We start from the raw sequence: 13,344 nt of genomic DNA, 5'->3' as shown, positions 1-13,344 counted from the left end.
GCGAGTGACGTGCGGTGGTGTAGGAGGAGGGGTTCGTGGGGCGGGGACAGGGGCGCGCGGGGCGGTTCACCGCGGGGCGTGCCCAGTGACCGTCCACGCGGTCGCGGCGATGGTGAAGGGGATGGCGGGGAGCAGTTCGCGCGCGTGGCGCTCGAGTGCGGCACGACGATCCGGGTCGAGGGAGGCGACATAGGCGCCGGCGGGCCCGATGCCGAGTGTGAAGGGATCCCACCAGTCCGCGAACGTCGGGAAGGTGATCCTGACCGTCAGCTCGCCGGTGGTGATGTCGGCCAGGCCGGCACCGGTGAACATCTCCAGCAGGTCTCCCTCGCCTGTGCCCCGGGTGATCTCGTACACGGATGCCTCGGGGTCCAGGTCGAGCGCTGCCTGCTGGAAGATTCCCAGAGGCCCCCGGTTGCCCTGGAAGTCCCACACGTTGGCCGCGATCCTTCCTCCCGGCCGGGTGACGCGCGCCATCTCGCGGATGGCTGCCACCGGGTCGGCGATGAAGTGGATGACGAGCTGCGAGAGCGTCAGGTCGAACGTGTCGTCGGGGTAGGGGAGGGACTCGGCCCAGGCGATGCGGATGTCCGTGCCGGGGAATCGCGATCGCGCCGCGCTCACGAACGGCTCCGACGGATCGACGGCGCTGACCTGGCCGGGGCCGAGCGCCTCGATGAGCTCCCTTGTCAGAGCTCCGGGGCCGCACCCGACATCGAGCGCGAGCGCGTCTCTCGGTGGTGCGATCCCGTCGACGAAGAGCTTCGCCAGAGGTGTGGAGAAGCGACCCATGAACCGGTCGTAGGAATCTGCGTTCTCGAAGTGGGGTGTCATACCCCATTGTCGCCCCGCCGGCCTGCCAAGAGAGTGAAACCGTGGACATGGTTCAGCGTCCCCGCGCCCCCGCTCTGGCGCGTCTCGGCGCGCAGCTCCTGAATCGTGGCGGTCAGGCCGTGCGGTACATGCTGAAGTCCGAAGTGTGGATTGCCGCGGCATCCATCACCGTGCGGAGATTGTAGGCGGCGCAGTCCCTGAAGGTGCCGATGCTCGGGCGGCGGGTCGAGCGTTCGAGGACACCCTTCGATGCGCCGTTCGACCCGATGCCGGCCCGGTGCACCATCCATTCGATGTCGGGAGCCTCGTTCGTCAGGTACTCCATCACGGCTTCATTGTCGCGGTGTTGGCCGTCGTAACCGCGGGCGAGTGTCTTCCTGATCGCCCAGAGCGCCGGCGACAGTGGCCGGCCTGGCGCCCTGCTCAGCCCGCCGGCCTGGTAGAGGAAGCGCTTCACGCCGTTCCTCCGCATCGCGGGCACCAGGCGCCGCACGAATTCGGTGTTGACCTTCTGTTCTCGCTGCTGCTCCACGTCGCCGAGCATCGAGACCACGATGTCGGTGCCGCGGACGAGGTCGTCGAGGTCGACGCCCCCGGCCGTGTCGCTCACCGATCCGCGGATCACCTCGAGATCGGGATGCTCGATGGTGAGCTTGGAGGGGGTGCGGGCGAGGGCGCGCACCCGGTGTCCGGCCTGGAGTGCGAGCGAGGTGAAGTGCTGGCCGGTCTGCCCGGTGGCGCCGAACACAAGGAAGGTCTGCGGTTTTGTCGGTGAAGTCATGTCGCCAGACTAGACAGTGTCTAGTAAATAGTCAATGTCTAGTCCGGGGGTAGACTGAGGGCATGACATCGCGGCCCTTCCATCACGGGAACCTGCGCGCGGTACTGCTCGAACAGGCCGAGCAGGTACTGCGGGAGGGCGGGGTCGACGGTCTGTCGCTCCGCGAGCTCGCCCGTCGGGCCGGCGTGAGCCACGGCGCCCCCCGCAGCCACTTCATCGACAGGCAGGCCCTGCTCGATGCCCTCGCCGAGCAGGGCTTCGACCGCCTGGCCGAGAAGGTCGGTGCGGCGATCGCGACCCCGGGTTCGTTCGAGGAGCGCTTCCGCCGTGTCGGCCGCGCCTACGTCGACTTCGGCGTCGACGACGCGGCCCTGATGGAACTCATGTTCGCCGCAAAGTCGAACCATCCCACCCCGGCGCTCGAGGCCGCGGCCGCCCGCCTCTTCGACACCCTCGACGGTGCGATGCCCGCCCGGTCTGGCGACCTTGCCGAGCCCGGCGCGCCTGTCGGCCCCGGCGACTCGCCCGCAGAGCTGCGCATCCGCTTCAAGCTCCTCTTTGCCGCAACGATGCAGGGCACCGCCACCCTCATCACCTCCAGCCGGATCACCCGCGCCCAGGGCGACACCATCGTCGCCGACGCGGCCGCCGCCCTCCTCGCCTCAGACCTCGGCACCCGCCTCCTGAACCCGCTCAGTCGCCCCCGCTGAGCGGCCGGCTGCTGTACCTCCTTTGCGCTGGGATCGGAACGTATTTGCCCATTCCCCATGCACGTGGTCAAGCTCGTGACGACCTACGCCCCCCGCCAGTTGGCGAACATGCTCGCGGTGGTCGACCGCGACGCGAGCAGGATGGCCGCGGAGTCCGTGCGCGTCTTCGTTGATGCAGCCCGGGGCAAGACGATCCTGAAGACGAGCAGCCGGGCCGTGGAGGCGGCCCAGCGAGGGGAGACATTCGATCAGGCGCGCCTGGCGCTGTTCCGGCAGGTGGCAGCGGATCTCCAACGACTGCCGCCGGTTCAGAGGTTCGTGACCGATCCGCAACGAGCTCGGATGGTGCCGTTCTACGAGGCGTACTTCTCCAACTCCATCGAGGGATCGACTCTCACAACCGCGACGGCCGGTAACGGCCCCGAAGGCCTCCACGTCGTGAGGGCGTTTGCTCAGAACTGGGTCGCAAGAGGGGAGTTCTCTCACCTTGAGACCGGAGACCGCTACGTGCAGGTCACGCACTCTGGCTCACGTCTGCGCCACAGACCTCGGTGCCGCCCTCGCGATCCTGGCCACGACCACCCTCGGCGCAGAACTCATCGAGCGGGTGGTGCCTCTGGACGACCTGGCAACCCAGCCCGATCGTTTGGCCGCGGGCCAGGTCGATGGCAAGATTCTCATCGACCCCTGGTTGTAGGAGCCCGGCCCCGGCCGCCGATCCGGGCCCTGCAGAGGCCCCGGCCGCATCCATTCACGAACCTCGACGAAGCGGAAGAAACATGACGATCGCCCCCACCTCTGCCACTGCATCTTCGGCTTCGGCCGAAGCCGACCTGCTCGCCCGGGTGCCCTCGCAGCTCTTCATCGGTGGCGAGTGGGTGGATGCCCGCGCGGGCGCCACTCTCGACGTGCACGATCCCGCGACGGGCCTCGTCATCAAGCAGATCGCCGATGCGCGGGCCGAAGACGGCCTCGCCGCTCTCGATGCCGCCGTCGCCGCGGCCGACGAGTGGGCCGAGACGGCGCCCCGCGCGCGGGGCGAGATCCTCCGCGGCGCCTTCGACCTGCTGCAGGAGCGCCGCGAGGACTTCGCCCTGCTCATGACGCTCGAGATGGGCAAGCCCCTGGCCGAGGCCCGGGGCGAGGTCACCTACGGCGGCGAGTTCCTGCGCTGGTTCAGCGAGGAGGCCGTGCGGATCGGCGGCCGCTACGGCCGGAACCCCGAGGGCACCGGCTCGATGATCGTCTCCGAGCGGCCGGTCGGGCCCGCGTTCCTCATCACCCCGTGGAACTTCCCGCTCGCGATGGCGACCCGCAAGATCGCCCCCGCCCTGGCCGCAGGATGCACGGCTGTCGTCAAGCCGGCCTCCCTCACGCCGCTCACCACCCTTCTGCTCGCGACCCTCCTCGAGGAGGCGGGTCTGCCCAAGGGTGTGCTGAACATCTTCACCACCAGCACGACCAGCGCGGTCTCAGACCCGATCATCGCCGACCCGCGCCTCCGCAAGCTCAGCTTCACGGGCTCGACCGCGGTCGGCCAGCAGCTCATCAAGCAGTCGGCCGAGAACGTGCTGCGCATCTCGATGGAGCTCGGCGGCAACGCCCCGTTCGTGGTCTTCGAGGACGCCGACCTCGACAAGGCCGTGGAGGGCGCCCTGGCGGCCAAGTTCCGGAACATCGGGCAGGCCTGCACGGCCGCAAACCGCTTCATCGTGCACAGCTCGGTCGCGTCGGAGTTCGCGTCGCGACTCTCCTCTCGCGTCTCCGCGTTCCGAATGGGTCGCGGCACAGAGGAGGGCGTCACCGTCGGCCCGCTCATCAACGACGCAGCCGTCACGAAGGTGGATGCGCTCGTGAGCGACGCCGTGTCACGGGGTGCCACGGTGCAGACCGGTGGGCATCCGGTCGACGGCGACGGCAGCTTCTACGAGGCCACCGTCATCACCGGCGTGGCGGCGGGCAGCGACATCCTCCGCGAGGAGATCTTCGGCCCGGTGCTCTCTATCGTCGAGTTCTCCGACGAAGATGAGGCCGTGCGTCTGGCGAACGACACCGAATACGGCCTCGTCAGTTACGTCTTCACGGAATCGCTCGCCCGTGGGCAGCGGATGATCGACAAACTCGACACCGGGATGATGGGTTTGAACGTGGGTGTGCTCTCGAATGCCGCGGCGCCCTTCGGCGGTGTGAAGCAGTCCGGCCTCGGCCGCGAGGGCGGCACCGAGGGCATCCGCGAGTACCTCTCGACGAAGTACACCCTCATCCCGAACTCCTGACCCCCGCAGGCACCCGCGCCGCCCCGCTCGGCCCGTGCGCAATTCAGGATAGGAGCGGAGCCATGCACGATACGGGCTCGGCGTCGCGAATATCCTGAATTGCGCACGCGGCATCGGCGCGCGGGGTCAGGCGAGCCAGACGAACTCGTGCGGGGCGAGGGTGAGGCCGGCGGTGAGCGGCACCGCGTGGCCGGTCACGAGGTCGGTCCGGTCGGCGACGAGGTCGCCGTGTGCGGCGGCAGGGTGCGCCGCTGCTCGAGCGCCTGCGCGAGCAGGTTCACCTCGCGGGTGGCGAGGGAGTTCCAGATGAGAGCCATCTGCAGTGGGTTTGTAGCTCAGTTGGCACTCATCTGGCCGGATGTACAGCACCACGTCATCCGGATGCACGATCGCCTCCGACTTGAACAACAGCGACGGCGCGGCGATGCGGCAGACCGCGTTGAACGCCTGCAGCAGCAGGTGCGCCTCGGGCAGGTTCTCGCTCGCCGTGCCGAGTTGTTTCCAGATGAAAGCCACGGCATCCATTCGCAGGATGTTCACCCCCTGGTTCGCGAGGGAGAGCAGCTCCCCGGCCATCGCCCGGAACGCCGCGGGGTTCCGGTAGTTCAGGTCCCACGGGAACGAGTGGAACGCCGCCCACACCGACCGCCCGTCGGCGAGCGGCACGAACGAGCCCGGTGGTCATCCGGGAAGATCTCGCGGGTCGTCAGCTCGTACCGGTCGGGCATCGCGCGGTCATCGAAGATCAGGTAGAAGTCGTCGTAGAGCGGATCGCGCGCGAGCGCGCCCTTCGCCCAGGCATGCTCGTTCGAGGTGTGGTTGAAGACGAAGTCGACCACGAGCGAGAGACCGTTTCGCCGGAGCTCCGCCGCCAGCGCGGTGAAGTCGGCCATCGTCCCGAGATCCGGGCGAAGAGGGAGGGGAGGCGGGGCGGCTCAGCGCCGAGCCGTTCGTCGAACGTGGTCATAGTCACGAATCTTGGTAAGTGTCGCGGCCGTGTTCCACCCCGTGGCGGGGCTTCGCCGCTACAGCGCGCGGAGTCGGGGGAGGACCTCTTCGCCGTACAGCGTGATGAACCGCTCCTGGTCGTGACCGGGCGCGTGGAACACGAGGTGGCGGAACCCCAGGTCGATGTACTGCTGGATGCGTTCGACGTGCTCGTCGGCATCCGTCGACACGATCCAGCGCGACGCGACCCGTTCGATCGGCAGTTCGTCGGCGAGGCGTTCCATCTCGCTCGGGTCTTCGACGCTGACCTTCTCCTCGGGGCTCAGCGCGAGCGCGCCCCAGAACCGGGTGTCTTCGAGCGCGCGGGCGCCGTCGTGATCGAACGAGACCTTCATCTCCATCAGCCGGTCCACGGCGCCCTCGGCCCGCTCGCCCTTCGCGATACCGTCTTCGAGCGCGGGGACCAGGGTGTCGGCGTACAGAGACGGCGCCTTACCCGAGGTCGTGATGAACCCGTCGGCGATGCGGCCGGCCAGGCGCGTCGCCGCGGGCCCGGATGCGCCGATGTAGATGGGCACGGGCTTCTCCGGGCGGTCGTAGATGGTGACGTTGTCGACCGTGTAGTAGTCGCCGTTGTGGGTGACGCGGTCTTCTCTCCAGAGGCGCTGGATGAGCAGCACGGCCTCCTTCAGGCGGGCGAAGCGCTCCTTGATGTCGGGCCACGGGATGCCGAGGGCGGCCTCGTTCAGCGACTCACCGGTGCCGACGCCCAGGATGACGCGCTCGGGGAACATCTCACCGAGGGTGCCGAACGCCTGCGCGATGACCGCCGGGTGGTAGCGGAACGTCGGCGTCAGAACCGAGGTGCCCATGACGATCTTCGACGTGCGGGCGCCGAGCGCCCCCATCCACGGGATCGCCGCCGGGGCGTGCCCTCCCGTGTGCCGCCACGGCTGCAGGTGGTCGGAGATGAAGATCGACTCGAAGCCGGCCTGTTCGGCCTGCACCCCGAAGTCGAGCAGCTGCGTCGGGGTGAACTGTTCGGCGGACGCCTTATAGCCGATGGTGAGCTTCTGGTCTGTCATCACATGTCCTTCTCTGGAAGGTCGGCCCGGGTGGATAGGATTTCACTATGTACCCTCACGTTGCCGACTCTTCACGTTACGACACAATGCAGTACAACAGGGTCGGCTGGAGCGGTCTCAAGCTCCCCGCGATCTCGCTCGGCCTCTGGAACAACTTCGGCAACGACAAGCCGCTCGACACCCAGCGGGCGATCATCCGCCGCGCCTTCGACCTCGGCGTGACGCACATCGACATCGCCAACAACTATGGCCCGCCCCCCGGATCGGCGGAGTCGAACTTCGGGCGCATCTTCGCCGAAGACCTGCGTCCCTACCGTGACGAGCTGATCATCTCGTCAAAGGCGGGCTACGACATGTGGTCGGGCCCGTACCAGGTGTTCGGCTCCCGCAAGTACATGCTGTCGAGTCTGGATGCTTCGCTGAAACGTACCGGCCTCGACTACTTCGACATCTTCTACTCGCACCGGCCCGATCCCGAGACCCCGATCGAGGAGACGATGGGTGCCCTGGCGCACGCGGTGCAGAGCGGAAAGGCGCTCTACGCCGGCATCTCGAACTACAACCCCGAGCAGACCCGTGCCGCTGCGGCGGCGCTCGCCGAGTTCAAGGTGCCGCTGCTCATCCACCAGCCGCGCTACAGCATGTTCGACCGCACTCCCGAAGACGGGCTGCTCGACACCCTCGCCGACCTGGGCGTCGGCAGCATCGCGTTCTCACCGCTCGCGCAGGGCCTCCTCACCGACCGCTACCTCGGCGGAACCGTGCCCGACGGGTCGCGGGCATCCGAGGGTCGCTGGCTGCAGCCGGGCGAGATCGGCGAGATGTACCTCTCGCGGGCGCGGGCACTGAACGACATCGCAGCGTCGCGCGGGCAGAGCCTCGCCCAGCTCGCCCTCACCTGGGTGCTGCGGCAGCCCTCGGTCACCACGGCCCTGATCGGCGCCTCGAGCGTCGCGCAGCTCGAGAACAACATCGCCGCGGTGCACGCTGCGCCGCTCACCGCGGAGGAGATCGCGCTGATCGACCCGCTTGCCGTGCACGGCACGACGCTCCGCTGACGGGCGCGGCGCCGCGCGCCGCGCCCAGGCCTGCGCCCCCCGCCCCCCGCCCCGCACCCCATCCAGTGGGCGCTTCGGGCCCGCTGACCGGGCCTCGGAGGTCCCGAACCGACCACTCGATGGCGCGATCCCCCCGCACCCCCCCCCGTTCGAGTGAACAATGCGGTCACGGGGCCCCACGTGTGTCAGGCTCATCCCACAATACAAGGGGATCATCGATGAAGGCTTTCACGCGCTCAGCCCGGGCGTTCCGCATCACGTCGGCAGGCACGCTCGTCGGGGTGTCGATCGCCGTGCTCGCGGGTTGTGCGCCGTCGACTCCGGCCGCGACCCCTGCGCCCACCGTGACCGTGACGGTCACTCCCACGTCGAGCCCGACGCCGACGTCGAGCGCGAGCGCCTCGCCCGCGGCGACGACCGGCAGCTCGGTCACGATCGCCTGCTCGTCGCTGGTGGCCGACTCGACCGTCGCAGCCATCAGCCCCGACTTCGCAGCCGATCCGGGTGCTGAGGTGTCGGGCGACAACAGCTTCGCCACGATCGTCGGCCTCGACGGAAAGCTCTGCTCGTGGCTGAACTCCGCAAGCGGGTCGAGCATCTCCGTCGGAGTCGCCGACCCTGGCTCGGCAGCCCTCGCGACGAACGAGGCGAAGATCAAGGCGTCCGGTACGGCCAACGCAGCCCTCTCCGGCACGTCGGGCAACCGCGGCTACGTCGAGAGCAGCACCGAAGCCCCCGTGTTCGACATCTTCACCGAGTCGGGTTACTGGATCTCCATCTCGTCGGTCATCTTCGACTCACCGAGTTCGGCCGACAGCGTGCTGTCGAACATCCTGCAGACCCTGCCGAGCGGCTGATCCGGCGGGTCGCGGTGGCGAACACAACCGACGCGACGCCGCGTCAGCGCCCGCGGAGCAACCACGGGCGGAGCGCCCGCGTCACGAACGGCAGCGCGAGGTACGTCATCACGGGCGTGAGCGCCAGCACGGTGACCAGCACCCGCGCCCAGACCGGCCAGTCGCCGAGCAGGGGCGCCACGAGGTAGTTCGCCAGCACGCTGAGCGGATAGAACACGATGAAGATCGACACCATCTGCTTCCACCGCGGGGGAGTGCGCGGCGCCGCGCTGATCACCTCGACGGCGGAGGGCTCGTCGAACCACCCCTCGATGCCGGTGCGGCGCTCCTGGTTGCCGTGCTCCACGAGCCCCTGCCCGGTGGAGACCCACCACGCGCGCTCGGCCGACTTCTCCCACACGTCGAGACTGGCGCTGTCGGCGAAGCGGAACAGCATGTGCCAGTCGCCCGACGTCGGGTCGGGCCTGATCCACCCCGACCCGAGGTATCCGGGGTACGTGCTGATGAGATCCTGCCCCGATCGCGCCCAGGCGGCGGCTTCGCGCGCCCGGTCGGGAGAGACGGTGCGGGTCACGGCCACGGTGATGGGTCCGGCAGTGCGTGCTTCCTGGGGCTCGGTCATGCCTCCAGTCTGCATCCGCGCGGGCGTCTGGTCTGCACCGGGGGCGTGCGCGTCAGTGTTTGGACTTCCGCCGTCTGGCCTTCACCGTCGACTGGATGCGCACCCACAGCTCGCTGTACGCATGCGCGGCTTCGGACTGGGGTGCATACAGGCCGACGGGAGCTCGCTCGCTCCCCATCCGTTCGATGACGACCGTATTCGGAACGACGATGTTCGACACCGATTCGTGGGCCCGCGGGAGCTGAACCACGGCGTTGCGGTGCACGGCCTTCCGGCGGTCGACCATCGACAGGAACCCGAGAATGGGGGAGCGGGTCGGTGAGGAGGCAACGAAGTCGACGACCTGCTCCAGGGATCGGAGCGACAGCGGCGACGGCACGAGGGGAACGACCACGAGATCGGCCGCGAGCACCGCGTTCTCTGCGACGAGCCCCGCACCGGGCGGGCAGTCGAGGATGACGACGTCGTAGTCGTCCGCGACACGCTCGAGGACGCGCCGGATCCGACCCGTCGAATCCTTCGCATGATCGAGAACCACATCGAGCTCCCGGTAGCTGGCGTCGGCCGGCAGGAGGTCGAGGCGGTCGAAGGTCGTCGAGCGGATCGCGGCACGCACCCGAGTCGTGCCGTCGACGAGGGCCTCGGCGCCGCCCTTGAGCTTCGGCTTCACCTGCAACAGATAGGTCGCCGCCCCTTGGGGGTCGAGATCCCAGAGCAGCACGCGGAAGTCCTGGGAGGCCTCCCACGCCAGGTTCACCGCGGCGGTCGTCTTGCCCACACCGCCCTTGGTGCTGTACACCGCCACGATCTTCATGTGACGGCCTCCGGATCCAGCGAGCCGAGTTCGTCCTGCTCGCCCCCATTCGCGGTGCGCGGGCAGTCTGGTTCGACGACGAAGCTGGCCATGTCCCATTGTCTCCACTTGCGCGCCACTTCCCGGGAAGGCTGGCCTGGCAGCTGTCGCTCAGCGCGGATTGGGTCGGCACATCAACTCCGGGACCCTAGCCTGCCTCCTGATTCCCATTCGGGAGGAGCTGAGGCAATGTGGGGCAAATAGAGCGGGACAGTGGCGTATCTCCTCCCGGACGGGTGGGGCGGAACGGGCCGGGCCGCCTCAGACCGCGCGCCCGCGCCGGAGTGCCGCGATGAACCCGCCCACGAACGAGTCGCCGAGGCCGATCGTGGGCGGGGAGGGGGTCGTCGAGCACGGCTGAGGCACGGGTGGTAGCGTGGGATCCCGGTTCGATTATCGAACCGACTGCCTGGTCCAAAGGAGCATTATGCCCACCGCCGTCATAGTCGATGTCGTCCGAACCGCGTCAGGGAAGGGCAAGCCGGGCGGGTCCCTGTCGGGCATCCATCCGTCCGACCTCATGGGGCATGTGCTGCGGTCCCTGCTCGAACGGAGCGGACTCGACTCGCTCCGCATCGACGACGTTCTGCTCGGCTGCGTCAGCCAGGTCGGCGACCAGAGCCTGAACATCGCCCGCACTTCGGTGCTCGCAGCGGGATTCGACGAGCAGGTGCCTGCCGTCACCATCGACCGCCAGTGCGGTTCGAGCCAGCAGGCGGTCCACTTCGCGGCGCAGGGCGTGCTGGCCGGTGCCTACGACATCGTCATCGCGGGCGGTGTCGAATCGATGAGCCGGGTGCCGCTCGGGTCGTCGTCGGCTGGCGGCACTCCGTTCGGTGAGTCGTTCCGGGGCCGCTATCCGGAGGGCCTGGTGAACCAGGGCGTGTCGGCCGAACTGATCGCCACGAAGTGGGGCCTCGATCGTCTCGCGCTGGATACCTTCGCCGCCGAGTCGCACCGGCGCGCTGCGGCAGCGACAGAGGCGGGGCTGTTCGACGGCGAGGTTCTGCCCGTGGAGCTGCCGGGCGCTGTCACCGGTTCCACGCCGTTCGCACGCGACGAGACGATCAGGGCCTCCACGACAGCCGAGGGCCTCAGCGGGTTGCCGGCTGCGTTCCGCACCGACGAGCTGGCGGCGCGATTCCCCGACGTCGAGTGGAACATCACCCCGGGGAACTCGTCGCCCCTCACCGACGGGGCCTCGGCGACCCTCATCATGAGCGAGCAGAAGGCTCTCGAGCTCGGCCTTCGTCCGCGAGCCCGGTTCGTGGACTTCGCCGTCGTCGGCGACGATCCGCTCTTCATGCTGACCGGCCCGATCCCCGCGACCCACAGGATACTGGAGCGCTCAGGCCTTTCGTTCGACGACCTCGACGCCTACGAGGTGAACGAGGCGTTCGCCTCTGTGCCGCTCGCCTGGTCGCACGAGTTCGACGCGGATCCGGCAAAACTCAACCCGCGCGGCGGAGCGATCGCCCTCGGGCATGCCCTCGGATCGTCGGGCACTCGGCTGCTCGGAACGCTCCTCAGCCACCTCGAGGAGACGGGCGGCCAGTACGGGCTCCAGACCATGTGCGAGGGCGGCGGCATGGCCAACGCGACCCTCATCGAGCGACTCTGACGATGGATGCCCGGCCGGAAGGAGTCGTGACCGGAGTGTGGCACGACGGTGCTGTTCCCGGGCCGATCGTGGTCGGTCGACCGCGCGAGTGCAGCATCGCCGACGCCCTGGCTGTCATCGGCGACCGCTGGTCGCTGCTCATCGTGCGCGAGCTCGGATTCGGGGTGACGCGGTTCACCGACATCCGGTCGAACACGGGGGCGCCGCGGGAGATCCTCACCGCCAGGCTTCGCAAGCTCGAGGCGGAGGGGGTGATCATCCGCACGCCGTACCAGCAGCGGCCGGCCCGGTTCGAGTACTCGCTCACCGACGCCGGCCGGCAACTCGGCCCGGTGCTGCAGACGCTCCGTGGCTGGGGTGAGGCGTTCGCCTGAAGCTGGGCGGCGAGAGGGCGTTCAGAGCCTCGCGATGCGGTCGATGTCCTCGAGGAAGGCCGCCGCGACATCCGATGACACCGTCGCCCGCGTCTCGCCGATGGCGTGCAGGTAGTCGGCTGTCTGCGGGCCCGTCGCTCGCACCGCGCCATCCTGCTCCGGATAGAGCGCCGCCTCGAGCGCTCCCTGAGAGGCCTTTCGAGCGGCGTACTCGATGTCGGCGGGCGAGAACCCGTCGGTGCGGGCGACCAGCGCCGGCAGGTCGACGCCCTCCAGCGACTGGGGCGGGATGTAGCGTGCCCAGATCGACGCGCGGGCATCCTCATCGGGCAGGCCGATCGGAATCACGTAGTCGAACCGGCCGTGACGGAGAAAGGCCGTGTCGAGCGCCCGGATGAAGTTGGTGGCGCACACCAGCAGGCGGTTGGGCTGGTCACGGAAGGTCGGGATGATCTTCAGCAGTTCGTTCGTCACGCCCTGCATCGCCGACGGCGGCTCGCCTCCGCGCTGCACGGCGATCTCCTCGACCTCGTCGATGAATACGACGGCGTGCTCGAGGTCGGCGATCTTCGTGAAGGTCTCCCGGAGAGCGCCGGCGAGGCCCGCCGGATCGCTCGCGAGGCGGGAGGGGAAGACCTCGACGAACGACCACTCCAGGCGTGAGGCGATCGCCCGGGCGAAGGTCGTCTTGCCGGTGCCGGGTGGCCCGAACAGCACCACGGCGCTCGGCGGCTGCACGCCGAACCGTTCGGCGAGGTCGCTGTTCGCGAGCGGCATGACCAACCGGCGTTCGAGCAGTTCCTTCTCCTTCGCCATGCCGCCGATCGACGTCCAGAGGCCGCGCGGCAGGATCCGTCCGCCCAGCTCGCTGAGCGCACTCAGCTCGTTGCGCTGCACGGGGATGCGGCGTTCGAGGTAGCGGAGGTTCTTCTTCGTCTCGAAGCCCTGCTCGCTGAACGCACCGACCCGCACGACGTTCTCCGGCAGCAGCACCGAGAGCTTCGACAGACCGAGCGGTGCCATGCGTTTCTCGAGTGCGGCGAGGAGCTTGCCGCCGATGCCGAGGCGTTGGTGCTTCTCGGCAGTGGCGAGGAAGACGATCCAGCCCTGGGCATGGGCGGCCCGGCCGACAGCGGCACCGATCACGACGTCGTCGATCACCGCAACGACGGCGTGGTCCTGCTGGCAGGAGGCGAGCACTTCGGGCAGGCTGTAGACCGGTTCGGTCTGGGCCAGGCGCATCTCCTCCCAGAGGTGCAGGATGCCGTCGATGTCGTCGGGCTGGAAGTCGCGGATCCGGAACGGGCTCATGGGAGGACTGTCCG

14 protein-coding genes and 1 pseudogene are annotated in these 13,344 nt (G+C 68.8%); 7 read left to right on the top strand and 8 right to left on the bottom strand.

Annotated elements, in window-relative coordinates; translation table 11 throughout:
• Positions 1 to 66: 66 nt before the first annotated feature.
• A complete protein-coding gene (locus B7R22_RS16510) occupies positions 67 to 834 on the bottom strand; it encodes a class I SAM-dependent methyltransferase (protein ID WP_116412780.1) in 768 nt (255 codons plus the stop codon).
• Between the two features lie 112 nt (positions 835 to 946).
• Positions 947 to 1,615: an NAD(P)-dependent oxidoreductase gene (locus B7R22_RS16505; protein WP_116412779.1), complete on the bottom strand. Its 669-nt coding sequence runs from the start codon at positions 1,613 to 1,615 to the stop codon at positions 947 to 949.
• Between the two features lie 62 nt (positions 1,616 to 1,677).
• On the opposite strand from B7R22_RS16505, the gene B7R22_RS16500 reads away from it, so the two are divergent.
• From B7R22_RS16500 to B7R22_RS16490, 3 genes are all read left to right on the top strand, one after another.
• Complete coding sequence (locus tag B7R22_RS16500) at positions 1,678 to 2,325, top strand: TetR/AcrR family transcriptional regulator (protein WP_116412778.1); 648 nt, start codon at positions 1,678 to 1,680, stop codon at positions 2,323 to 2,325.
• A 487-nt stretch (positions 2,326 to 2,812) separates the two neighbouring features.
• A complete protein-coding gene (locus B7R22_RS16495) occupies positions 2,813 to 3,022 on the top strand; it encodes a hypothetical protein (protein WP_147305432.1) in 210 nt (69 codons plus the stop codon).
• Positions 3,023 to 3,104: 82 nt separating this feature from the next.
• On the top strand, positions 3,105 to 4,601 hold the full coding sequence (locus tag B7R22_RS16490) for an NAD-dependent succinate-semialdehyde dehydrogenase (RefSeq protein WP_116412776.1): 1,497 nt from the start codon (positions 3,105 to 3,107) through the stop codon (positions 4,599 to 4,601).
• Positions 4,602 to 4,825: 224 nt separating this feature from the next.
• Here B7R22_RS16490 and B7R22_RS16485 read toward each other — a convergent pair.
• Both B7R22_RS16485 and fgd read right to left on the bottom strand, forming a co-directional pair.
• A pseudogene (locus tag B7R22_RS16485) lies at positions 4,826 to 5,515 on the bottom strand (alpha-amylase family glycosyl hydrolase); the annotation flags it as partial.
• A 111-nt stretch (positions 5,516 to 5,626) separates the two neighbouring features.
• Positions 5,627 to 6,634, bottom strand: coding sequence for a glucose-6-phosphate dehydrogenase (coenzyme-F420) (gene fgd, locus B7R22_RS16480; RefSeq protein ID WP_116412775.1), 1,008 nt, complete (start codon positions 6,632 to 6,634; stop codon positions 5,627 to 5,629).
• Between the two features lie 47 nt (positions 6,635 to 6,681).
• Here fgd and B7R22_RS16475 point away from each other — a divergent pair, with 47 nt between their 5' ends.
• Complete coding sequence (locus tag B7R22_RS16475) at positions 6,682 to 7,692, top strand: aldo/keto reductase (protein WP_116412774.1); 1,011 nt, start codon at positions 6,682 to 6,684, stop codon at positions 7,690 to 7,692.
• Between the two features lie 218 nt (positions 7,693 to 7,910).
• Positions 7,911 to 8,549: a hypothetical protein gene (locus tag B7R22_RS18885; RefSeq protein WP_147305431.1), complete on the top strand. Its 639-nt coding sequence runs from the start codon at positions 7,911 to 7,913 to the stop codon at positions 8,547 to 8,549.
• A gap of 43 nt (positions 8,550 to 8,592) precedes the next feature.
• Here B7R22_RS18885 and B7R22_RS16460 read toward each other — a convergent pair whose 3' ends face one another.
• From B7R22_RS16460 to B7R22_RS19560, 3 genes are all read right to left on the bottom strand, one after another.
• Positions 8,593 to 9,171, bottom strand: a complete 579-nt coding sequence (locus B7R22_RS16460) for an antibiotic biosynthesis monooxygenase (RefSeq protein ID WP_116412771.1) — start codon at positions 9,169 to 9,171, stop codon at positions 8,593 to 8,595.
• Between the two features lie 52 nt (positions 9,172 to 9,223).
• On the bottom strand, positions 9,224 to 9,985 hold the full coding sequence (locus tag B7R22_RS16455; RefSeq protein ID WP_116412770.1) for a ParA family protein: 762 nt from the start codon (positions 9,983 to 9,985) through the stop codon (positions 9,224 to 9,226).
• 300 nt (positions 9,986 to 10,285) lie between these two features.
• The gene (locus tag B7R22_RS19560) at positions 10,286 to 10,390 is read right to left on the bottom strand and encodes a carbohydrate kinase family protein (protein ID WP_147305430.1); all 105 of its coding nucleotides are present in this window, start codon (positions 10,388 to 10,390) and stop codon (positions 10,286 to 10,288) included.
• A gap of 61 nt (positions 10,391 to 10,451) precedes the next feature.
• Here B7R22_RS19560 and B7R22_RS16450 point away from each other — a divergent pair, with 61 nt between their 5' ends.
• Complete coding sequence (locus tag B7R22_RS16450) at positions 10,452 to 11,645, top strand: thiolase family protein (RefSeq protein ID WP_116412769.1); 1,194 nt, start codon at positions 10,452 to 10,454, stop codon at positions 11,643 to 11,645.
• 2 nt (positions 11,646 to 11,647) lie between these two features.
• Positions 11,648 to 12,019 carry a winged helix-turn-helix transcriptional regulator gene (locus B7R22_RS16445; RefSeq protein WP_116412768.1) on the top strand — a complete coding sequence of 124 codons (372 nt, stop codon included), beginning with the start codon at positions 11,648 to 11,650 and terminating at the stop codon, positions 12,017 to 12,019.
• Between the two features lie 21 nt (positions 12,020 to 12,040).
• On the opposite strand, the gene B7R22_RS16440 is transcribed toward B7R22_RS16445, so the two are convergent.
• Positions 12,041 to 13,330, bottom strand: a complete 1,290-nt coding sequence (locus B7R22_RS16440) for an ATP-binding protein (protein ID WP_116412767.1) — start codon at positions 13,328 to 13,330, stop codon at positions 12,041 to 12,043.
• Positions 13,331 to 13,344: the final 14 nt, after the last annotated feature.

This window comes from Subtercola boreus (assembly GCF_003399635.1).
GTDB lineage: Bacteria > Actinomycetota > Actinomycetes > Actinomycetales > Microbacteriaceae > Subtercola > Subtercola boreus_B.
The sequence above is the reverse complement of the archived record's forward strand: the minus strand, read 5'-3'. Positions and strand labels throughout refer to the sequence as shown.

Coding starts and splice junctions, on each gene's coding strand:
- B7R22_RS16440 (WP_116412767.1), bottom strand. CDS start 13,330: ATGAGCCCGTTCCGGATCCGCGACTTCCAGCCCGACGACATCGACGGC.
- B7R22_RS16505 (WP_116412779.1), bottom strand. CDS start 1,615: ATGACTTCACCGACAAAACCGCAGACCTTCCTTGTGTTCGGCGCCACC.
- B7R22_RS16455 (WP_116412770.1), bottom strand. CDS start 9,985: ATGAAGATCGTGGCGGTGTACAGCACCAAGGGCGGTGTGGGCAAGACG.
- B7R22_RS16500 (WP_116412778.1), top strand. CDS start 1,678: ATGACATCGCGGCCCTTCCATCACGGGAACCTGCGCGCGGTACTGCTC.
- B7R22_RS16460 (WP_116412771.1), bottom strand. CDS start 9,171: ATGACCGAGCCCCAGGAAGCACGCACTGCCGGACCCATCACCGTGGCC.
- fgd (WP_116412775.1), bottom strand. CDS start 6,634: ATGACAGACCAGAAGCTCACCATCGGCTATAAGGCGTCCGCCGAACAG.
- B7R22_RS16475 (WP_116412774.1), top strand. CDS start 6,682: ATGTACCCTCACGTTGCCGACTCTTCACGTTACGACACAATGCAGTAC.
- B7R22_RS16450 (WP_116412769.1), top strand. CDS start 10,452: ATGCCCACCGCCGTCATAGTCGATGTCGTCCGAACCGCGTCAGGGAAG.
- B7R22_RS16490 (WP_116412776.1), top strand. CDS start 3,105: ATGACGATCGCCCCCACCTCTGCCACTGCATCTTCGGCTTCGGCCGAA.
- B7R22_RS16510 (WP_116412780.1), bottom strand. CDS start 834: ATGACACCCCACTTCGAGAACGCAGATTCCTACGACCGGTTCATGGGT.
- B7R22_RS18885 (WP_147305431.1), top strand. CDS start 7,911: ATGAAGGCTTTCACGCGCTCAGCCCGGGCGTTCCGCATCACGTCGGCA.
- B7R22_RS16445 (WP_116412768.1), top strand. CDS start 11,648: ATGGATGCCCGGCCGGAAGGAGTCGTGACCGGAGTGTGGCACGACGGT.